The organism is Ferrimonas aestuarii (genome assembly GCF_005116665.1).
GTDB lineage: Bacteria > Pseudomonadota > Gammaproteobacteria > Enterobacterales > Shewanellaceae > Ferrimonas > Ferrimonas aestuarii.
On sequence record NZ_SWCJ01000013.1, the window covers coordinates 99468 to 121341 of the forward strand.

The 21874-nt window shown below is 52.9% G+C and carries 20 protein-coding genes and 1 tRNA gene; 14 read left to right on the forward strand and 7 right to left on the reverse strand.

The genetic code is table 11. The annotated features are described in order from the left end of the window. Nucleotide 1: 1 nt before the first annotated feature. From FCL42_RS15400 to FCL42_RS15410, 3 genes are all read right to left on the reverse strand, one after another. Nucleotides 2-1192 (reverse strand): GGDEF domain-containing protein, encoded by a 1191-nt coding sequence (locus FCL42_RS15400; RefSeq protein ID WP_136864311.1) that lies wholly within the window; start codon nt 1190-1192, stop codon nt 2-4. A 138-nt stretch (nt 1193-1330) separates the two neighbouring features. Then, complete coding sequence (locus FCL42_RS15405; protein WP_136864312.1) at nt 1331-2527, reverse strand: GGDEF domain-containing protein; 1197 nt, start codon at nt 2525-2527, stop codon at nt 1331-1333. A gap of 52 nt (nt 2528-2579) precedes the next feature. After that, nucleotides 2580-3545 (reverse strand): nucleoside hydrolase, encoded by a 966-nt coding sequence (locus tag FCL42_RS15410; protein WP_136864313.1) that lies wholly within the window; start codon nt 3543-3545, stop codon nt 2580-2582. Nucleotides 3546-3731: 186 nt separating this feature from the next. Between FCL42_RS15410 and FCL42_RS15415 the strand changes: the two genes are divergently transcribed. Both FCL42_RS15415 and FCL42_RS15420 read left to right on the forward strand, forming a co-directional pair. Then, on the forward strand, nt 3732-4925 hold the full coding sequence (locus FCL42_RS15415) for an MFS transporter (protein ID WP_136864314.1): 1194 nt from the start codon (nt 3732-3734) through the stop codon (nt 4923-4925). A 100-nt stretch (nt 4926-5025) separates the two neighbouring features. Continuing rightward, a complete protein-coding gene (locus tag FCL42_RS15420) occupies nt 5026-6078 on the forward strand; it encodes a GGDEF domain-containing protein (RefSeq protein ID WP_136864315.1) in 1053 nt (350 codons plus the stop codon). On the opposite strand, the gene FCL42_RS15425 is transcribed toward FCL42_RS15420, so the two are convergent. The 4 genes from FCL42_RS15425 to hutW form a co-directional block, all read right to left on the reverse strand. Beyond that, nucleotides 6075-7829: an ABC transporter transmembrane domain-containing protein gene (locus FCL42_RS15425; protein ID WP_136864316.1), complete on the reverse strand. Its 1755-nt coding sequence runs from the start codon at nt 7827-7829 to the stop codon at nt 6075-6077. The genes FCL42_RS15420 and FCL42_RS15425 overlap by 4 nt on opposite strands. 186 nt (nt 7830-8015) lie before the next feature. Further along, nucleotides 8016-8552, reverse strand: coding sequence for a heme utilization protein HutZ (gene hutZ / locus FCL42_RS15430; protein ID WP_136864317.1), 537 nt, complete (start codon nt 8550-8552; stop codon nt 8016-8018). A gap of 24 nt (nt 8553-8576) precedes the next feature. Continuing rightward, entirely contained in the window at nt 8577-9077 is a 501-nt protein-coding gene (gene hutX, locus FCL42_RS15435) for a heme utilization cystosolic carrier protein HutX (RefSeq protein ID WP_229359880.1), read from the reverse strand. Further along, the gene (hutW, locus tag FCL42_RS15440; protein ID WP_136864319.1) at nt 9074-10438 is read right to left on the reverse strand and encodes a heme anaerobic degradation radical SAM methyltransferase ChuW/HutW; all 1365 of its coding nucleotides are present in this window, start codon (nt 10436-10438) and stop codon (nt 9074-9076) included. The genes hutX and hutW overlap by 4 nt, the downstream gene beginning before the upstream one ends. Nucleotides 10439-10646: 208 nt before the next feature. On the opposite strand from hutW, the gene FCL42_RS15445 reads away from it, so the two are divergent. The 12 genes from FCL42_RS15445 (at nt 10647) to FCL42_RS15500 (ending at nt 21848) form a co-directional block, all read left to right on the forward strand. Next, nucleotides 10647-11324, forward strand: coding sequence for an energy transducer TonB (locus tag FCL42_RS15445; protein ID WP_205729278.1), 678 nt, complete (start codon nt 10647-10649; stop codon nt 11322-11324). A 37-nt stretch (nt 11325-11361) separates the two neighbouring features. Next, the gene (locus tag FCL42_RS15450; RefSeq protein ID WP_136864320.1) at nt 11362-12003 is read left to right on the forward strand and encodes a MotA/TolQ/ExbB proton channel family protein; all 642 of its coding nucleotides are present in this window, start codon (nt 11362-11364) and stop codon (nt 12001-12003) included. Further along, complete coding sequence (locus tag FCL42_RS15455) at nt 12000-12419, forward strand: ExbD/TolR family protein (protein WP_136864321.1); 420 nt, start codon at nt 12000-12002, stop codon at nt 12417-12419. The genes FCL42_RS15450 and FCL42_RS15455 overlap by 4 nt, the downstream gene beginning before the upstream one ends. Beyond that, a complete protein-coding gene (locus FCL42_RS15460) occupies nt 12416-13261 on the forward strand; it encodes a heme/hemin ABC transporter substrate-binding protein (protein WP_136864322.1) in 846 nt (281 codons plus the stop codon). The genes FCL42_RS15455 and FCL42_RS15460 overlap by 4 nt, the downstream gene beginning before the upstream one ends. Next, nucleotides 13261-14280 carry a FecCD family ABC transporter permease gene (locus tag FCL42_RS15465; RefSeq protein ID WP_136864323.1) on the forward strand — a complete coding sequence of 340 codons (1020 nt, stop codon included), beginning with the start codon at nt 13261-13263 and terminating at the stop codon, nt 14278-14280. The genes FCL42_RS15460 and FCL42_RS15465 overlap by 1 nt, the downstream gene beginning before the upstream one ends. Before the next feature lie 3 nt (nt 14281-14283). Then, a complete protein-coding gene (locus tag FCL42_RS15470; RefSeq protein ID WP_136864324.1) occupies nt 14284-15054 on the forward strand; it encodes a heme ABC transporter ATP-binding protein in 771 nt (256 codons plus the stop codon). A 153-nt stretch (nt 15055-15207) separates the two neighbouring features. Further along, nucleotides 15208-17400 carry a TonB-dependent hemoglobin/transferrin/lactoferrin family receptor gene (locus tag FCL42_RS15475; RefSeq protein ID WP_136864325.1) on the forward strand — a complete coding sequence of 731 codons (2193 nt, stop codon included), beginning with the start codon at nt 15208-15210 and terminating at the stop codon, nt 17398-17400. A 117-nt stretch (nt 17401-17517) separates the two neighbouring features. Next, nucleotides 17518-18330 (forward strand): NAD(P)-binding domain-containing protein, encoded by an 813-nt coding sequence (locus FCL42_RS15480; RefSeq protein WP_136864326.1) that lies wholly within the window; start codon nt 17518-17520, stop codon nt 18328-18330. Nucleotides 18331-18485: 155 nt separating this feature from the next. Continuing rightward, nucleotides 18486-18562 (forward strand) — tRNA-Ile (locus tag FCL42_RS15485). Between the two features lie 176 nt (nt 18563-18738). Next, nucleotides 18739-19941, forward strand: coding sequence for an integrase domain-containing protein (locus tag FCL42_RS15490; RefSeq protein ID WP_136864327.1), 1203 nt, complete (start codon nt 18739-18741; stop codon nt 19939-19941). Between the two features lie 142 nt (nt 19942-20083). Beyond that, nucleotides 20084-20770, forward strand: coding sequence for a hypothetical protein (locus tag FCL42_RS15495; RefSeq protein WP_136864328.1), 687 nt, complete (start codon nt 20084-20086; stop codon nt 20768-20770). Continuing rightward, nucleotides 20727-21848, forward strand: a complete 1122-nt coding sequence (locus tag FCL42_RS15500; protein WP_205729279.1) for a helix-turn-helix domain-containing protein — start codon at nt 20727-20729, stop codon at nt 21846-21848. Before FCL42_RS15495 ends, FCL42_RS15500 begins: the two co-directional genes overlap by 44 nt. Nucleotides 21849-21874: the final 26 nt, after the last annotated feature.

Here is a 21874-nt window from a genome sequence, read left to right on the forward strand (position 1 = left end):
CTCATTGCCCCAGCACCACCCAGAACTTGCCTTTGTCGGCGTCCATAACCAATCGATTTCGCCCCTGACTCTTCGCCCGATAAAGCGCATTGTCAGCGCGCTTTAGCACCTCATCAATGCTCTCTTGGGCAGTAAATTGCTGTGCCAGTCCGAGGCTGATGGTCAGGCCTTCTCGGTGGGGCTCGTTATCACCTTGGCTCCGAATCATAAAGGGATAATCGGCGATGCGGCGTCGAAGCTGAGACAAGGCTTTGCCGCAGGCTTCCGGTTTAATACTCGGAAACAGCAGCACAAACTCCTCCCCTCCAAGTCGAAATGCCTGCGCCCCTAGGCCATGATTTCGGATCAACATGGCAATGGTCCTCAATACTTCATCGCCAACATCATGACCATAGCGATCATTGAAGCGCTTGAAGTAATCGATATCGATGATCGCCAGATGGTAGCCCTCAGGGCAGTTATTAATGGCCAGATACAGACTGCGCCTGTTTTTAAGTTCCGTGAGCGCATCGTAAAACGCCAAATAATGGCTATGACTCATCAGCCCCGCAATCACCAAGGTGGCAACCAACAATGCCATCACCTGAAAGTGGTAAAGCGAGGGCTCAAACACCAAACAGAGCATAAGGTGCAGTGCCAACATTACCCCAACGGCTTGGGTTAACTTAAGTTGTTTCCAGAAGCTGACGATGGCCATCAACAGAACCGCCGTGATAATGGCCATTGGTGCCATAGCCAAAGACACCGGCTGCAGATGAGGAAGCACAATGGTCAAAGGGTGCCCGAACTGAGGCAGCGTCAACAGTAGATGGGTAGCCAAAACCACCAGAAACAGAATTGAATAGCACTGCCAATTGCGTGATAGCCCCGCCATTCGCTCTGGAATCCATAAAAAAATCAGTACCAGCACCGACACCGCCACTAAGATGATCTCCCGAGCCCCCGCCCTGAGGGTTAGTTCTGGTAGCCACTGCCACAGGCTGACAAAGCCAGCAAACACCAGCAGTAAAAAGCTCAATTTTGACTGTTGATAGACTCGGCTCAGGCCCCAGCCCAACGTCAACAACGCCACGGGCAGATATTCCAAGGCCACCTGAAGCCATGGAGCCGACGCAATAGGCAGCCACTGAGCCGTGACGGCCGTAATGAGAAAAATGAAAGGTAATACGACTGGCAGGTGTTTACCGAGCACAGCCACCGTCCTTAGTGGAAGATATCAGCGTCAGATAATAACTAACTATAGTGTAAGCAATTGTCCTTCGCCGAACATTAATGGCTCTAATACAGGGCTAATTCAGACTGAATGGGAATGCTTGCCGTGCAGTGCTGCTCAGGCGGCGCGTCGGCGTTGGGGACGCTTCGGAGGTTGATCCACACGAATGCAGTTTCGGCCCGATTGTTTGGCTTGATACAGGGCTTCATCGGCACGCTTGATCACCTGCTCCGACGTTTCCGCACCCTGACGCCACTGTGCCATGCCGATGGACAGAGTAATCCGCTGAGGGCTGCCCTCCTCCTGACCTCGAATCATAAACGGATATTGGGCAATGGATTGGCGCACCTCTTCCAGCGCCTCAATGCAGGCGTGGCGATTTAAAGAGCGAAAGATGATGGTGAACTCCTCACCACCATAGCGAAAGACCTTGCCACCATGGCCTACGGTCTCCAACTGCTGAGCCACCAAACGCAGCACATCGTCACCAACGTCATGACCAAAACGATCGTTGAATGCTTTGAAGTGGTCGATGTCCATCATCGCCACGATGCCCCGTTGCCCCATGCGCTGTAAGGAGGCCTCAAGGCTGCGTCGATTACGTACCTGAGTCAGTTGATCGCAAAATGCCAAGTTGTAACTGTGTTGGGCCAGCAGAAACAGGCAAACGCCCCCAAGGGCCGTGTAGATGGTGGCAGACATGGCCGGCACGTCAAAGCAGGCCAAGCTGAATAACACCGCCACGAGGCTGGGCAGAATCAACGAATCGCCCCCTTGGCGGCGGCGATAATGCAGCAACATCGATAACCCCAACAGCAGTGCCGTCCACAGGGTTAACACCCAAGGTTGAGGATACCCTCCGATGACGGTGACCCACTGGTTGAGCCAGAGGTGCAGCGGCTCACCATGGACAATGACGCCCCACTCCAAACCGCCAACAATGACCGCCAGCAGTGCCGCCCCATGGCTGAAACGGAAGCGCTCAGATTCGGGCCATAAATCAGCCAGAAACAGCAGCAGCGGAGTAACGATGCCGAGCACCCAGTACTGCAACTCGATGTCAGGATTGGATAGAGGTGCCTGCAGCCTCAGTTGAATCACGCCATAACTCAACAGGCAGATTAGCACCATGAGGCTGTTTTTATTTAGGCGATAGACGCGACTGTCCAACCAAGCTACCGGTAACAGCAGCCAAGGCAGCCAACTCAACATCCACATCACTCGAGGACTGGCATCCACCAGCCACTGTGAAGCGATGCCACCAACGACAGCCAGCGCACCAGCTAACAATGGTTGATGATGTCGATTGAGCATCTATTCCCCTTACCCTAAACAATCCACGACGTAGACTAAGCGACCATGGCGCTTAGCCACTTAAACCAATAATGACTCGGCGATAATCGTCCAAGATCGCATCAGAATCAACCTCAACGCAGACTTGCTGCTCCCGATAATCGGACCAACCATCGTGATGGAAGCGGCCAGGCTCGGTTTTTTGGATGGTCATGCCCGCCGCAGGGCCGTCGGTCACTACCCGCACTGGACCCAACCTAGTGGTAAACCACTCAGGATTTGCCGCGTAAGCCACCGCTGAAGGATCGTGCACATGGCAGCCCTGTAGCCCCAACTTACGGGAATAGAAGTCCAAATAGTAGCGGCTGACTTGCCAGATAAACTCACCAGCTTCACCGGCGGATTCTCTTAATTCATCGAGGTAGGTATCTGAAAAGAAAGTTTGATGGGTAACATCCAGACCCACGATGGCCACCGGCCAGTCGGCAGTGAACACCTGATCGGCCGCATGGGGATCATCATGAATATTGGCTTCCGCCACTGGAGACACGTTGCCACGGCGACCATCACCGCCAAAGGCGGCGCCCATGATCACCACCTGCTTCACCAACTTGGTGATCTCAGGGTCATGTTTGAGTGCCAATGCCAAGTTGGTCAGCGGGCCAACGGCCACCAAGGTGATCTCACCTGGCTCAGCACGAACGCGCTCGCAAATGTACTGATAGGCTGGGCGGGCATCGATGTCGACCGCCTGATCTTGCGGCGCCAGTACGGTTCCCATGCCCTCTTCGCCATGAACAATCACCGTCGGACCAACTGGGTCACGCTCTAACGGCCCCTCGGCGCCTTTGGCAATCGTCGCACCGATATTGAAACGCTCATTCAAATAACAAGCATTGCGGGTGGCATTGTCGATGGTGGCATTGCCATACACCGTGGTAATCGCAGTAAGGTCGATGTTGGGGTGGCCATGGGCATACAAGATCGCCATGGCGTCATCAATGCCAGGATCCGTATCAAAAATAATCTTAGAGGTCATAAGTGTTCCAGTTTGGTCTTTTTGTCAGCCGATTATGGCCAAAATTTTTCGCGAAATCTGCGTTCTCTAACGCGATTCTTAAATCCATGTCACCCCGTTCAAAGTTAAGATTTCATTGATAATTTCAATTTCTCTCATCGCCCTATTAAGAGTAAGGTAAATCGAGTTTTCCTGTAGATTGATCCTATGTCGGCTTTAAGCGGGCGCCAATATACCTTGGCCCTATCTGTTCTTATCTTTTCTGCCATGGTGGTGTTCTGTAACCTCTATGTGGCTCAGCCTATGCTGCCACTGCTTGCTCAGCAGTTCGGACTCGACAGTGCCCACGCCAACTGGATGCACGCCGCTACGCCTCTGGCGCTGGCCATTGCTTTGATCCCTTGGGCCATGTTGTCAGACAGTTGGGGGCGCCGACCCATCATGCTGCTGTCTTTGGCCAGCTTACCGGTGATCAACCTACTGCTGATCCACAGCCAATCCGCCCAATGGTTTATCGGCTTGCGTCTGATTCATGGGGTAATGTTGGCTGGCTTTGTAGCCGTAGCGGCAGCTTGGATCTCAGAAGAGGTGGGCATTTCCCGCCTTGCGAGCGCCATGGGCACCTACGTGGCCGCCAATGCCATTGGCGGTTTGGGAGGCCGGCTGATTGGCGGTGCCTCCAGCCTCTTTGGCCACTGGCAGGCCCCGTTTTGGATCTTGATCGCCATCAGCATTGCCGCCGGAATTGCCCTATGGCTGCTGCTGCCCAAACAGCGCAACTTCACTCCAACTGCACCGAATCTTAGGCTCGCCATTCAAGGGCTAAAGCACCACCTGAGCAACCCACTACTGCGCGGGGCTTATCTCATTGGTGGCATCACCTTTGGCCTATTTGTAAACCTCTATACCGTATTAGGATTTCAATTGGCCCAGGCCCCTTGGTCATTGACCGCCGCCCAACTGTCGCTGCTGTTTCTCACCTATCTGGCAGGCAGTGTTTCGGCTCAATTTTCTGGCCGCTGGCTGCGCTACTTTTCTGCCCCCGCGGGGCTGCAAACCGGTGCCCTGTTTCTGATTTTCGGCACGGTCATCACCTTGGCCGACAGCATTGAAGTGATCATTCTAGGCCTGCTGTTGTGCTCTATCGGCTTTTTCCAAGTGCACAGTCTGGCCTATAGCTGGGTGGGGCAACACGCTCAGTTTGAACGAGCCAAAGCCAGCTCCCTCTATCTGGTGCATTACTACTTGGGTGCCAGCCTAGGTGGGTTTGTGCTATTGCCAATCTGGAGCTGGGGCGGCTGGCCTATGGTGGTGGTCAGTTGCCTACTAGGCTACGGGCTCATCATTGTTCTAGCGCACTACATTCATCGTCACGCCTTTACCCAGCGCACCCATGCCTGAGGTCATCGCTTCAGCCAAATAAAGCGCGCAAATTCAAACGGTAGTTTTACTAAAATATAAATTTAGCCACAGTACAGTATTTTCTTTGTACTATGCGCTCATGGAAAACCCTAAAGAATTTACTTTTTCACAATCAAAGAGTTCCAGCGCATGGCGGGATGAAGCGTTTAAGCGAGCCTGTCTGGCGGTTGCGAGCTGCGCTTTTCTGTTGGCGATCTTTAACTTTAGCTATCGTGCAGACTCGTTGTTTATCCTCGCCGACAGTGGTTTGTTTATTCTGGCACTGACCATGACGTACCGCCTGCACCACAATATTCCGGTATCCATGGCCTTCAGGGTAGCCAGCGTGGTGATGGGAACCCTCTTCATCAACATCGTTACTTTCCAATACACCGCCTCTTCCGGATTGATCGTCTGGAACGCCCTGCTCCCCCTTCTTTACTACCTCAGCTTTGGCAAACGCTTTGGGTTTCAGCTGTGCATCATGCTGGCGATACTGGTTACGCTGATCACCACATTACGGCAGTTCATTCCTGGCCATGAGATGCCCATGGCGATGATCGTCAACAGTATTTTTGCCTATGTGCTGGTGTGGGTGATCGCCCATATCTATGAGTCCTCAAGGGAGAAGCAAGCTCTGCAGCTAGAGGAAATGGCACTGACCGACAGCCTGACTCAGGCCTTCAATCGTCAGGCGCTTAGACTTAAGGCATCGGCCTTCTGCCCCAAGACCGAAGCCTCCATGTGGCTGTGGCTGGTGGACGTGGATGATTTTAAACAGATCAACGATCGCTACGGCCATGAATCCGGTGACAAGGTACTGGTGGAGCTGGTGAGTCTCTTAAAAGCTTCATTTGGTGCCAACAACGTCTTTCGCCTTGGCGGAGAAGAGTTCGCCCTACTCAGCGAACACACGCCCGCAGAACAGGTGTTGCAACAAGCCAACGCGCTGTGCCACAGGGTTCGACAGCACCCCATTGAAATTGATGACACCCAACTGACAATCAGTTTGAGCATTGGCTTGGCCAGCAATGGCAATAACGCACCGCTGAGTAAAATCTTAAAGCGAGCGGACTTGGCCCTATACGACGCCAAAGCGGCGGGAAAAAACCAAGCCTGCCTGAGTCGTTGCCGCCTGTCGTCCGCCAGCTAACTGACCAGCTGCAACTCAGCGAAATCGCGATACAAGGCGCTGCTCTCCAGCAACTCATGATGGGTGCCGATGGCTTGTATCTGGCCTTTGTCCACCACCACAATGCGGTCGGCGTCGATTACCGTCGCCAAGCGATGGGCAATGATTAAACAGGTTCGATTGGCCATCAACCGCTCCAGCGCCTGCTGAACCAGCAGCTCACTGCGAGCATCTAGCGCACTGGTCGCCTCATCCAACAATAAGATAGGCCGGTCAGCCAACAGGGCTCTCGCGATAGCAATGCGCTGTTTCTGACCACCAGAGAGGCGCACGCCTCGCTCTCCAAGTTGAGTCTGATAGCCCTGCTCAAAACCCTGAATGAACTCATCGGCACAGGCTGCCACTGCCGCTGCTTGCACCTGAGCCTCGCTGGCATCTGAGCGGCCATACCGGATGTTCCCCAGCACCGTATCCGCAAAAATGGTGGGCTCTTGAGGAACAAGGGCGAACTGGCAACGAAGCTTGGCAAGATCCAGCTGGCTGATGTCGACCCCATCCAGCGCAATGCGGCCTTGCTGTGGCTCATAAAATCGCTGCAGCAGCTGCAACAGTGTCGATTTACCCGCTCCACTTGGCCCCACCAAAGCCACCCGCTCTCCGGGCTCAACTTCCAGAGTGAATCGAGACAAAATCGGCTGCTCTGGCACACTGGGGTAGGCAAACTCCACCTCTTGAATACTCAAGCAGCCACGACATGGCGTTGGCAGAGCAAGCGGAGACTGGGGCGACACAATCGCTGGCTCCACATGAAGCAGCTCCAGCAAACGCTCACCGGCGCCGGAAGCACGCTGAATTTCCCCCAAAACCTCACTGATGGTGGCCACCGCCCCTGCCGTAACCACGGCATAAAACATGAAAGCCGACAGCTCACCGGCAGACAAGCTGCCCTCGACAACTTGCAACACCCCCATCCAGGCCACCGCCGTAATGGCGCAAACGCTCAAGGCCATCACGCTAGCAATCAACAAGGCTCGATAGCGAATGCGGCTGCTCGCCGCCACCAACACCTCATCGATGCGCTCACCAAAGCGGTGCTTATCCTGCTGTTCATGGGCATAAGATTGCACCGTATGAATGGAATGCAGGCTCTCATCCACATAGGCACCAATGTCAGCAACTCTATCTTGGCTGGCCCGGGCAAAATGGCGCACCTTTGTTCCTAATACTTTGATGGGCACCAACACCACCGGCACCGCCACCAAGACGTACAGGGTTAGCTGCCAGCTGGAGACCAACATCAACACCATGCCTCCCACTAAGGTGACGCTGGAGCGCAGCGCCATGGAGAGGCTCATGCCGATGGCGTTCTGCAGCACCGTGGTGTCACTGGTAAAGCGGGAGATCACCTCGCCGGTTTTGGTGGACTCATAAAACTGCGGCGACAATGACAGCAAGTGGTGATACACCCGGCGGCGCATCTCGGCACTGACCCGCTCTCCAAGCCAGGTCATAAAATAAAATCGGAAATAGGCCGCCACCCCGCTCAACAGCCCTAGGGATAACATGATGGTCATCGCTTGATTCAAGGCACTGCTGTCGCTGGTGCTAAAACCCTCATCCACAAGGGCTTTAATCGCCTGACCTATGGCCAGCCAACTCAATGAGCCCACCAACAGAGCCAAGCTGGCAAAAACCACCTGACGTTTATACGGAACCAACATCGACACGACCCATTTAAGAACCGAGGTTGGCTTTGCTACTTTAGAATTCATCAATAGTCTCAATTGTTGGAGCGATTGATCAGAAGTGGGTGACACCACAGTTTCGCCGAGTGGCGACACCAAGCAAAAACTAAGTTAATAGACCACTTTCACAGAAAACGAGAGAGGAAGAAAGGAAGACTTTGCCAGCCCCGGCTGAAATGGAGCCGGCAAAGTCGAAAGGTGATGCCACCTAAGTTAGGCGGAGATGCGGTGGCCGTGGCCTTTGCCCTCGCCGGTCATCCAGTTTACGTCGGTCAATTCACTGCCGGTTAACTGAAATGCTTGGCCAAAGCCCTTCACAAACAAACCACGAGATGGCGTCAGCTTATACATGTTGAAGTCCGACAAGCCAGAGAGGTTTTCGGCCATCTCACCAAAGCGTTCAATCAATGCCGCACGGCCTTTGGCAAACTCGTCGTTATCGCGAGATATCGGCTCAGCCTGCACCTCAAAAGTCAGGCGCTTACGGGCGAATATTGACTTAGCCTCGGTCTCATCCTGGACCAGCATCACCGACAGCCCTTGCTGCTGCTTAAGGTTTTTACCGTGCTTAGCAAGATCGCTAATCAAGATGTAAAAACCACCATTAGCTAAGGCAAACGGAGCATAGCTCACATTAGGGTTATGCACAGCATCGGTACTTGCTAGAAGCAGGGTTTGACGGCTCTGCTTAAACTCTTCAATCTCAGGCAACAATCGCTCTTTTAATCGCTGCTGTTTTTCGTCTGTCATCTGTTTTCCTCCTTGAACTGCGGGTTACGAAAACTGGTTTCGCAATGCAGTAAAGCGCTCTACCTGATCCGCCAGCAGCACACGCTTACGATCACGGCCAAGGTAGATTTTAAATACGATGGCGCCATCGCCATCAAAGAACTGAATGCTGTGACTTTCAGAGCCCATAAACGGCTTACTGACCAAGGCCACTTCGGCCACGTTGTCCAGCTTTAGGTGACCGTGTAGGCCATCCCCTTTGGTCACTAGGTTGTAATAGCCGTGGCCAACCTTGCCCATTGGGAAGCTGCCTTTAAACTCAAAGATGCTGCCAGCAACCGAGACAATGGTGGTCATATTGCCCCACTCCGGCAGCTCGGCCATCAGGTTGTCCAGCTCAGCACGGGGCATCACGGTCACCATCTCTTGCGGTAAGTTAGCCACCACATCGAACTCGGTCACGCCGAGCTCTGCGGCAATTTGACCCGGCATCTGGCTTGGGTTAGCTGCAATAATTTCAGCAACTTGGGCGCGTAAAGAACTCATGCGCATCTCTCCATATTGGGTTTAGAACCGCCTTCAAGCGGATTGGCTTCAAAAAACTTAAGCAGGCCGTTACACATATTCACCTGCCAAAAACGACCCGCCAGAGTGAAATGCACTCCGTGGTCATCAAATTCGGCTAAGCCACGCTTCTGCCACTCGGCAAACAGCGGCTTAGCACGCTCAAATAGGTCATCACCAATGACGTAGCGAGCAATGCCACCTTGATCGCACAGCCCCACCAACTTGGCTTTAATTGGGCTCTCCGCTTTTGGCATCAGCATCGCCGAAGGCCACTGATTGTTATCGATAAAGTCTTGGTATTGCTCCAGATCTCGAGGCTGCATGCTGGCATAGCCGCCAAAATTGCCGCCGGCACCGGCGCCCACTGGCAAAATTTCGCATCCGTGTTTCACCATGGAGTTATACAAACTGCGCTCACGCTCATCTCGAGCCCAGTGGCTACAGCTCAGTTGGCGATAGCGATGTTTCGCCATAAAGGCATCGCCCATGCGATACAGACCGGATTTAAACTCAGTTGTGGCAGGCGCTGGGGCAACGCCCTGCTCGGTCTGCCGCAGCATCGGCGTGCCTTTAAGATCGATAAGCTGGTACAGATCGGCTCCCGCCACCCCTGACTCCAACATGTCATCGAGATCTTGCTGCCAGATCTCCTTGGTCTGGTACGGCAGACCAAACAACAGGTCAATCACAATGGGGGCCAAATCCGCTTGGTTGAGCTCTTTCAAGCGAGACATCACGTAGTCACGGTCGTCCAAACGCTTAGCCGCTTTGCGCACTGTGGTATTGAAGCTCTGCACCCCAAAAGAGAAGCGATTAATGCCACCCTCAATGGCGGCCTCAAATTTGGCATCGTCGAAGCGATTCAAACGCCCCTCAAGGGTGAACTCACAATCGGTTGCCAGAGGGAAACAGCGGCGAATGGTTTGCCCCAGAATGCGCAACTGCTCTGCACTTAAGTCGGTAGGCGTACCGCCACCAATGTACACCGCATTAAACGGCGCGCTCTGAGCGTAGGCTGTGGCACCTTTGCGCTCGATCTCCTGCAGCAGTAACTCGAAGTAGTTATCAACTAACTTACGACTGGATGCATATTGAAAGAAGCTGCAGAAGGTACAGCGAACCCGGCAAAACGGGATGTGAAGGTAGAGGGCGCGACGCTTTTCTGGTGTGGCGCCTGTGGCAAGTAACTCATTGAGTTTCAGCTGTACCTGCTCTGGGTCTAACGGCGGTCTTCCCATGCCACCGGCGTGGGCACCACGCTTTTGATCAAAGGCGAATTTCAATGGATCCGGGCTCATACGGCCGGTCATTGACTCGTCCATCTGACATTCACTGTTCATCACAACTCCATACCGCTGAGCAGCGTTCAACGGTTTCTGCTAGCTCGAAAAATTCAACATCTAGCGGAATCTATCTCAAAAATTTCTGAGCGAAAGCTAAGGTACTCGAAACCTTGAACTTGATCAAACGATAATTGTTTTCATTTGCATTCGATCTATCATTGAGAATACCATTACTGGAGAATTTGATAATAAGACCTAAAATATCGTGACTCCTAAACGCTATCTCTGCTCGGCTATTGCTGCCCTTACGCTGCAAGGGTGCGTTCTCGCTTCTCTGCCTTCTAAGGCGGAATTTTTGCAAGCTTCAGGACAAGTCACCTCTCAAGTTAGCCTGTCACTATCAACGGCAACCTTGGCGCCAAAACCTGAGCCGACGCCAAAGCCCCAATCCGAGCCTAAGCCAGAACCCAAACCCGAGCCTAAGCCGGACCCCAAGCCAAAGCCAAAACCCAAGCCAAAACCTGAGCCTAAGCCGGACCCCAAACCCGAGCCTAAGCCGGAATCTGAGACTGAGCCCAAACCGGAACCCAAGCCCGAGCCAACGCCGGCTCCTGAGCCCACCACCGTTGCTAAAGCCGCCAAACAGGGCACCAAACAGCTGCCGGAGCTCGTGGAAAAACCCAGCTTCCTTAAGCCGCCGAAGCCACCGAAATACCCCAAGATGGCTCGCAAACGTGGCCAGCAGGGAATCAGCCTGATCGAAGTATGGCTGGACGAAGATGGGGAACAAGTTAAGCGCCTGTTGGTGCAAAGCAGCGGCCACAGCAGCTTAGATAAAGCCGCGTTGGCGGCGGTTTCAGACTGGGCCTTTGCTCCCCTGAGTCAGGGTGGTCAAGGGCAAGCTTCAAGAATTCAAGTACCTGTTCGGTTTCAATTGAACTGATTTCTACCTAACACTGCAGATATGCGGAGCTCTACCAATGGCGTTGTTTAACCAATATCTCGAACTGCTTGGCATCATGGCTTGGCCATTGCTGTTATGCCTTACCCTGTCACTGATCATCCTCATTGAGCGCAGTGTCACCGTTGTTCTAAATGCCCCCAGAAAAGAGGTCTGGCTGAAAACTCTCAGCTGCGAAGACCCCCTCGATTGCGAAAACCTAGAGTCGGAATTGGCGGAGCGGCGCAGCCTGTTGGCACGGGGAGCCCACATGTTGATCCGTCACGCCAACCAAGAAAAGAACATTCGTGAAGAGATTGCTGCGGTGTGGATTCTCAAACAACGCCGCCAGCTTACTACCGGCCTTAAGCTATTGATGGTTATCGGCATCATCAGCCCGATGATGGGCCTGCTTGGCACCGTACTTGGCCTTATCACTATGTTTGAGTCCATCGGCGCCAACGACGGCCCCATCAGCCCGGCACTGTTGGCGGAAGGGCTGGGTCTAGCAATGTACACCACCGCCGCCGGTCTGATGATCGCCCTACCGGCGATCGCCGGAGCACACCTACTTAACCTATGGGCTGACCGCCAGCTCAACCGTTTAGAGCACGTCATGAATCACCTAAACCTCTGGCTTGAAGGCATTGCGCCAAGCTCACCAGCGGAGATCAAGGCATGATTCGCTCAACCGACTCAGATCCTGGGCTCAGTCAAGGGGTCGATCTGACCCCGCTCATCGACATCATCTTTATTGTGCTGGTGTTCCTGCTGCTCACCGCCAACGTACAGCTGTTGACCCTGCCTGTTGATGTGCCCGAGCAAAACGATGCCCAGATGAACTCACTGCAAGATCCAAAATCGATCGCCATCAGCATTGTGGCCCAAGAGCCCTACTACGCCCTAGACCAACAGAAATTCGAGCAGTGGGACAGCTTTAAGGCAGCCTTTCTGGCCCGTCACCAAAACCTGCCTGAAGCGGCGGTCATCGTGGCAGCGGATCAGGATGCCCCCATTCAGCCCCTAATGAAATTACTGGCGCTACTGCAAGCACAGCAGATAGACCAAACCCAAATTGTGATGGAGGAAACCCAATGAAGCCATTTATGAAACTCGCCGGTTTGAGCCTGTGTGTCAGCCTAAGCTTTGCCAGCAGCGCCGCCGAGCGTGTTATCAGCGCCGGCTCCGGCATTACCGAACTGATTGTTGCCATGGACGCCACCAAGAAACTGGTTGCCGTGGACATGAGCAGCATGGTTCCAGAGTCTGAAAAGCTGGAGAAATTGGGTTATCACCGCACGCTGTCAGCAGAAGGACTGTTGTCTGTGGAGCCGGATCTGATCATCGGCAGCCCAGAGATGGGCCCCAAAGCGGCACTGGATATTGTGCGCCAAGCCGACGTTGACGTTGAAGTGTTGCCTCAGGCCACCGATCCCGAGCAGCTTTTGAAAAACGTCGATACACTGGCCAGCCTACTGGACACCGACAGCCAAGTCAGTGATCAGCTGAAACAGCAGATCAACGAGCAACTCAAACGCATCGATGAACTCAAAGGCCAACTGAAGCGCCAGCCAAAAGTGCTGTTTGTGCTGATGCGCGGCGACCGCGCTCCGAAACTTGGCGGCGGCGGCACCCCAGCGGATCGCATCATTACCTTAGCCGGTGGTAGCAACGGTGCCGGATTTGATGGCTACAAAACCGCATCAGAAGAAACCTTGTTGTCGATGAATCCGGATCTGATTCTGGTCAACAAACCCACCATGGAAAATGCCGATGCAGCCAAAATGCTGGTTGAAAAGCTGCCGCTGCTGAAGTTCACCCCCGCAGGCAAACAGGATCGCATCGTCAACCTGCCAACGGCGGCGCTGTTAGGAGGCCTTGGACCATCGGCACTCAACAGCAGTGAAGATCTGGCGAAGCAGTTGGTGGAGATCCAGTAATGCACTCCTCTGTCCGTCTGTTGTGGCCGCCACTCATCGCCTCGTTGATGATCGCCAGCCTAATGTCAATTACGACGGGACCGCTTGCCATCGCGCCTTTAGACAGCCTAAAGGCGCTGATCGCCACGATCACTCAATCGCCCATCACCAGCCTGCAGCCCCACGAGCAACTGGTGATCGCCAATGTGCGTTTGCCCCGCACCTTGCTGGCACTGGTGATTGGTGCGCTGATGGCTCAGTGCGGCGCAGTTATGCAGGGGCTGTTTCGTAACCCTCTGGCTGACCCCGGCATTGTTGGCGTCTCCTCAGGAGCAGCGTTAGGCGCGTCCATCTGCATCGTGCTGCTGCCCGCAGCTGGGGACTACCTTGTGCCCTTCGCCGCCTTCGGCGGTGGCCTAATCACCACTTTGGCGGTGTACCGTTTAGCCCATTCTCGAAACGGCACGTCAGTCACCATGTTACTGCTCGCTGGGGTGGCCATTTCCGCACTCACCGGTGCTGGCATTGGTCTTTTGACCTACATCGCCGACGACCGAGCTCTTCGAGATCTGACCCTATGGGGCATGGGATCATTGGCTTCTGCTCAGTGGCACAGTATCGCCATCTGCGGTGCGGTGATGGCCATTCTGATGTGGCAGTTCCAAAAGCAGTCACAAGCACTGAACGCGCTGCTACTGGGAGAAGCGGAAGCTCGCCACCTCGGTATTGAGGTCGAGCGGCTGAAAATCAAACTCATCATGCTCACCGCCATGGGAGTGGGCGTGGCGGTGTCTGCCGCCGGGATGATCGGCTTTGTTGGCTTAGTGGTGCCGCACCTGGTGCGCATGGCCATTGGCCCAGATCATCGCACCCTGCTGCCATTAAGCGCCGCACTGGGTGCCGCCCTGCTGCTGCTGGCTGATTTAGGGGCTCGAACCTGGATGGCTCCCGCCGAGATGCCTGTGGGCTTAGTCACCGCCATCTTGGGCGCGCCGTTCTTCTTGAGCCTCCTGCTCAATCAACGTAACCGTTTGGGGTAACCGATGGCCTTTCTCTCCGTAAACAATTTAGACGTGGCCATCGGTAACAAGCCGTTACTGCACGACATCAACTTAACGATCCAGCCCGGTAAGATCACTGCCCTGCTGGGCCCCAATGGCGCGGGGAAAAGTACTCTGCTTAAAGCCATTTGCGGCGAGATGCCCATCGCTGCCGGGCATGTGGAGTTCTACGGCAAATCGATGGCGCAGTGGCAGCGGATTGAACTTGCTCGCCACATGGGAGTGTTGCCTCAACACAACAGCTTGAGCTTTCCGTTTAAGGTTCGAGAAGTAGTGGAAATGGGGCTGTTTCCACTGGAAGCCAGCCAGGCACAAGCCAGAGTCATCGTCGACCATGCCTTGGAACAAGTGGACGTGTGCCACCTCGCGGATCGCCGCTACCCAACCCTTTCAGGCGGTGAAAAACAGCGAGTACAACTGGCGCGGGTACTAACCCAGCTTTCTCAGGCCAAACAACCACCTTTGCTGCTACTGGATGAGCCCACATCGGCACTGGATCTGGCTCAGCAGCATCGTGTACTGAACCTGGCTAAAGAGCTGGCACACGAACAGGGCGTGGGTGTCATTGCGGTTCTGCACGACCTAAACCAAGCCGCTCGCTACGCCGATGAATTGGTGGTGCTGCACGATGGCACCATCCGCAGCCAAGGGGCGCCGAACAAGGTACTGACCGACGATGAGATCGAAACCGTGTGGCATTACCGCCCCACATTGGTGACCGATCCCAACCACGGCACACCGGTGATTCTCTAATAAAGAAATCACGTTCGAGTATGACTGAATCTTTACAAAAATAACTGGGAACACCTATTGATCTAAATGCGAATCGTTTTTAATATCATGCGCATTCAAATAGAGCCCGACTAACTCAAAATTGAGAAGTATCTAAATTAAGGGAAGTTACCGATGATGAAACCTGCACCTATTGCCGCCGCCGTGTTGGCCGTGCTTGCCAGCCAAGCCGTGGCCGAACAGCAGCCGAAGACAACCGTTTTCGATGATGTGGTTGTGTCCGCCAGCCGTACCTCCACCCAAAAAGCCGAAGACGTGGCCGCCGCCATGACCGTGGTTAACGCCGAGCAGATTGACGATGAGCTGATCACCGACATCTCACAACTGGTTCGCTATGAGCCAGGAGTCGAGGCCAGTGGCCGTGGCCGTTTTGGTCTGCAGGATTTCAATATTCGAGGCATCAGCGGTAACCGAGTCAAGATCATGGTCGATGGCGTTGACCAAATTAACGCATACGACTCAGGTACGGAGTTCATGCGCTCCAGCCGTAACTTCGTTGATCTGGATACCCTCAAGCAGGTTGAGATCACCAAGACCCCAGCCTCAAGCCTTTATGGCAGTGACTCCATCGGTGGTGTTGTGGCTTACACCACCAAGGATCCTGCCGATTACCTAGAAGCGGGCGATAACAGCGCAGGTTCAGTGAAAGTGGGCTACGACGGTGCCGACAACACCTTCTCTGAAACCTTGGTATTCGCCAACCGTACCGGCAGCTGGGAATCATTGCTGCAGTACACCCGCCGCGATGGTGACGAAACCGAAACCTCAGGCGATGTAGGCGGCATTGGTGACAACCGTACCGAAGCCGACCCAATGGACAACACCAGCAACGCTCTGCTGGGTAAACTGATCTTTGATAACGACGGTGCCCACCGCGTTGGCATGATTGCCGAGTACTTTGACTCCACCACCGAGGGCGACCTACTGTCACAAAACGACGGCGAGCCCGGCGGAGATGGCGTAACCTACGCCAACCAAAAAGCCGATGACGAATCCAGCCGCTACCGCATTAGCCTGTTCCACGACTGGGAAGCCAATCTGGCGATGTTCGACAGCTTGAGCTGGAAGGTTAACTATCAAGACTCTGAGTCGGATCAGGTCACGAAGAACTGGTACAAAAGCGTCAACACCGACCGTATCATGTCTCGTAACTACCAGGAGCAAAGCCTGCAGCTGTCTGTGGACTTCGCCAAGCAACTCAAATCGAGCTCTGTCACCCACGACGTCAGCTACGGCGCCGATTACCGCGATGACGATCTGGAAAACCTCAACACCACCAGCTATGCCAATGATCTGCCAACCAGCGTAACTCGCTACGCACCTAAGGCCAGCTCTTCAACTTACGGCTTCTACCTGCAAGATCAGATCACTCTGGGCAAGCTAACCGTGACCCCAGGCGTTCGTTACGACAACACCGAGATGAAGCCTGAAATTGACGAGTACTACCACGGCGGTTTCGATGAGTTCAAAAATCACAGCAGTGATGCACTGACCTGGCGTCTGGGCACCGTATACAAGTTCAACGACAACGTCAGCACCTTCTTCCAGTTCGCACAGGGCTTCCGCTCTCCAGACCTGAAAGAGATGTACTACGCCGAAGACAGCGGCCGTGGCTACGCCCTGCTGGCTAACCCAGATCTGGAAGCCGAAGAGAGTGATTCCTACGAGTTGGGTCTGCGTTTGAACAACAACTGGGGCTCTGCAGAGCTGGTGGCGTTCTACAACCAATACGATAACTTCATCGTATCCACCACAGACTACAGCAACCCAAGCTACCCTTACGGCCAAATTCAATACAACAACATCGATGAAGCCACCATCAAGGGCGTCGAATTTAAGACTCAGCTGTGGCTGGATGCCTTGTTGGGTGCGCCAGAAGGTCTGACATTAGACTTCTCCGTTGCCTATGCAGACGGTGAGAACGACACCAACAACACCCCAATCAACAGCATTGCACCGCTGAACGGCGTGGTTGGCCTAAGCTACGATGATGCCGATGGCGTTTGGGGCTCAAGCCTGAACATCACCATGTACCAAGGCAAAGACGAAGGCGACATTGAACCTATCACCGACTGGATGGGCCAAGCTCAAGACCCATACGTACCGGGTGGCTACGCCATTGTGGATCTGATTGGTTACTACAACATCACCGACGCCCTAGTGGTTCGTGGTGGCGTATTCAACCTGCTGGATAAGAAGTACACCCGTTGGAACGATGTAGCAGGCCTCGAGGACGGCCGCAGCTACATGGACCGTTACACCCAGCCTGGTCGCAACATCGGCGTGTCCGTGAGCTACCACTTTTAATCTCCTGACCTCATCTCATCGGCTTAATGCGCAACGAGCCGATGTTGTGATGTCATCATGTGATGCGAACTAAGGCAGACTTCGGTCTGCCTTCATCCGTTTAAAAGAAGAACAATTATGGCAACTATCTCTATCATTGGCTGCGGCTGGCTTGGGCTGCCTTTAGGGCAACATCTGGCTAAGTTGGGACACACAGTCAAAGGCTCCACCACCACCGAAAGTAAACTCAACACCCTCACTCAGGCAGGCATTGAAGCCCACCCGTTGGCATTGAACCTGCACAGCGACCAAGAGCTTACGCCACTGCTTCAAGCCGACATCGCCATCATCACCGTGCCACCACGCACCCAAGAGGGCGAGCCACAATATTACCTGCGGCTGCTGCAGAATTTGGCCAACAAGCTGGCTGATTCTCCGGTACAACAGGTGCTGTTTACCGGTGCCACCTCGGTCTACCCTCAAGACAACCAAGAGGTGACCGAGAAAGACGCCCAGCGCATCGAATCCCCTTTCAGCGACACCCCATGGCTAGACATCGAAGAGGTGTTCACCAAGGCCACAGGCTTTGACGCCACCATTGTGCGTTTCTCTGGCCTTATCGGTGGCAGCTACCAACCGGGACGCTACTTCTCAGGCAAGCCGTTAGGCGGTGCCAGCGATCCGGTAAACATGATCCATCGGGACGACTGCATCGGCGTGATTAGCGCCATCATTGAACAAGACGCTTGGGGTGACGCCTTTAACGCCAGCGCCTGTGAACACCCCAGCCGCCGCGAGCTCTACAGCGCCTCCTGCGACATGGCTGGCATTCCCCGCCCTGAGTTCGCCGACACACCCAAGCCCTACCGCATCGTTAACTGCGACAAGCTCAAGCAACAGCTGGGTTACCAATTCAAATACCCCAATCCGCTGAATGCATTGGGTAAATAGCAAAAGGGCCTCACCTCTTCCCAAGGACGGGATGAACAAATCTTAATCGATTGATAGCTATGACGAATTTTCCCTGAATTTGCCTAATGACATCCTCAAACTCAGGGCATATAATCTCTGGCTATACGTGGTTTAGCGCCACTAAAAACAGTTTTGGCCCCTTAGCTCAGTTGGTTAGAGCAGGCGACTCATAATCGCTTGGTCGTCGGTTCAAGTCCGCCAGGGGCCACCATTTTCAACGTCAGCAAGCCGCTGGCGGCATATCAAGAAAGCCTCAAGTCCTTATAAAACATGGTCTTGGGGCTTTTTTGTGTCCCATGAGATCCCATCTAGTCCCTTGACATCCCACATTTTTAGTCACACGTTAAGTAACACGTAGTATGAATGCGTGTGGAGCGTGTTACCAAAATGGCTAGAAAAACGGACCCACTAACAGCCACTCAAGTTAAAAACGCGAAAGCGAAAGGGAAGCAGTACAACCTAGCTGATGGCGGTGGTTTGATGCTGAGGATCTGTGCTACTGGCTCGAAACGCTGGCTCTTCAACTTCAAGAAGCCATTTAGCGACAAGCGCTCAAATATGAGTTTAGGTAGCTATCCGGAAGTATCCTTGGCTGAAGCTAGAGAAGAGGCGGCCAAGGCGAGGAAGCTAATCGCGCAAAACATCGATCCAGTAGAAGATAAAGCGGCACAACTTGAGGCTTCGAGAGATGCAAAACTAAACACCCTTCAGACTATTGGAGAGCAATGGCTGAAGGTGAAGCGGACTGAGGTATCAGAGCTACAAGCACAAAAAATATGGCGGCGGCTAGAGCTGCATATTATGCCTTCATTAGGTAAACGTCCGATAACAGAGCTCACCCGTCAGGATGTGATAAAGGTCCTGAGGCCCGTGGAAGCCGCAGGAACACTCGAGACGGTTAAGCGGCTATGCCAGGCACTGAATCAGCTGATGACCTTTGCTGCAAATGCTGGTTTTGTTGATGCCAACAATCTAACAGGTATCAACAAAGCTTTTGAGACACCCAAACCGCGTAACATGCCTTCCCTCACCCCTGAACGTCTACCAGAGCTGATGAGTAAGCTCTATGGCGGCTCGCTCTTGAAGCAGACACGCTTAATGATCGAGCTGCAGCTTCATACTATGACTCGTCCAAATGAAATAGCTGGGGCCCGGTGGCAGGAGATAGACCTGCAAGGTGCTCTTTGGGTGATCCCCGCAGATAGAATGAAGATGAAGCGTCCACACAAGATTCCTCTATCAGCGCAGGCAGTGAAGCTCTTTAACGAGATGATGCCTGTAAGCGGGCACAGGGAACACGTGTTCCCTAAGCGAGGAGATCCCCTAAGTCATGCCAGTACTCAAACTGCCAATCAGGCTCTAAAACGTATGGGGTTTCAAGGGGAACTGGTCGCGCATGGGTTGCGCTCGCTGGCAAGCACAATACTGAACGATAAAGAGTTTGCCCCTGATATCATCGAAACGGCTCTGGCGCACTTGGATGGTAATGAAGTGCGGGCGGCATACAACCGAGCTGAGTACTTGGAAGCCAGAAGAAAAATGATGGATTGGTGGGGCGAGCACATCCACAACGCGAAGTGCAGAGCGTAGCCACTGAAGACAGGGTAGCGGCTGTGTCTGGGGCAGTATGAAAAACGGCCATCGCATTTCTTGTTTTTTCCTACGAAAGTAGAGTAAAATCGGAAACCAGACACTGCGACACCATCTATCTTCACTGGACGAGGCCCCACACATGGCGATAGCGGTTTTATCACAAGAGTTCAAGTTACTCACTGATTCTCAAAAGCTTGATGCAATGGGGATCTCCCCTAGCGCCGTTGAACAAGCGATGTGGAAGGCAAGCCGAGAGTACCGGTCTGCATCGGAGCTGGAACCGCTTAATGCCGGGGGATCGCGCGCATCATTTGAAGCTGTAAGGACACTTCGTGAAGCCTTGCTGTCGATGGCGAACGGCTGGAAAATTCTGAACAAGCATGGCCAGTGTCTAACGATAAATCCTGAGCGTGGGCTCTCCATTTTGGTTACTAGCGGAGATAAGGATACCGGCTTAGTTGATGGGCAGCCTAAAACCAAAAATGGAAAGGGTGCTGAAACCAAGTTGCAAGTATCTGCCAATCGGCAGATGAGCTTTGATTTATTCGGTGAACCTGCCAATCAGAGTGAAGAGGAGTGCATCGACAAACAGCAAACATGGGTTCTGCTGTACTACTTTGACTTTGTGAAAAAGGAAGTCAGATTTGAGTTGTCGCTACCAGTAGCTTTTCAAGACTCAGGTAAGCAAGGGAAAGTGAAGATATCTGATTGGAAAGATCGAATTTATTTTAAACCTATACCGTTAGATGATGCGGCTCGTGTCAACTCACCAAGTGAGTTTAATGAAGAGCCAGATATTGAAGTTGTACCGAAAGATGATTTTTAACCCATCGCGCCTGAAGCTTGCACGCCAAAGGCGCCAATATACGATCAAAGCGCTATCTGAAAAGGTGGGGCTGACATCACGCATGGTTTCTGAATATGAAAAGGAAAGGTGCTCATCGATACCACCTGAAAAAACGGTATCAGCTTTTGCGCAGGCTTTGAATTATCCGGAGAGCTTTTTCTTTGAAGGGGAGCTAACCGATCAGATCGAACAAAAAAGTGTATCTTTTCGTTCTGCAAAATCAATGAAAGCATCGAACATGCATGCTGCTATCGGCGCTGGCATTATTGGTGAACTTTTGAATTCTTATTTTGAAAGTAAGTTTCAGCTTGTTCAGCCAAAGCTTCCTGAGCTCGTAGGTGAAGACCCGGAACTAGCAGCCAGTATGTTGCGAAGTGAGCTAGCACTGGGTGAAAAGAGCATCAGTAACATGGTGCATATTCTAGAGTCACTAGGAGTTAGGGTGTATTCACTAGATGAAAACACACAGGCTGTTGATGCTTTTTCCTTCTGGAAAAATGATATTCCTTTTGTCTTTTTGAATACAAAGAAATCTGGTGAGAGAAGCCGGTTTGACGCTGCTCATGAACTAGCTCACCTTATTCTTCATAAAAATGATGAGGTTCAGGGAAGAGATAAAGAAAGAGAAGCAGACGCATTTGCAGCGCATTTCCTTATGCCCAAAAATACGGTACTTTCAAGAACTAATAGATTCTTGACTGTTAGCGATGTTATAAAGCTAAAGAAAAATTGGAAAGTGTCGGCTATGGCGCTTATCGTTCACATGAAAAATGTCGGAGCGATTACAGAGTGGCATTACAAAAATCTTATAATCGAAGCTAGTAAGTTGGGCTTGAGAACGAATGAAATAGACGGGATCGAGCGAGAGCGTTCTAAGCTTATAAGTAAGATGCTTCTTATATTAAAGAAGCATGGTGTAGGTATTTCAGATATAGCAAGAAACCTCTCGTTACCCTATGACGAAGTTTCTAGCATGCTATTTGATTTTGAGGTTGTTCATCGAAATGAAAACCCAACCAGATCAAATAAAAAGCCTAGTTTAAGATTGGTGAAGTAGTATATTAGTTGTTGACGGGGAAAAGT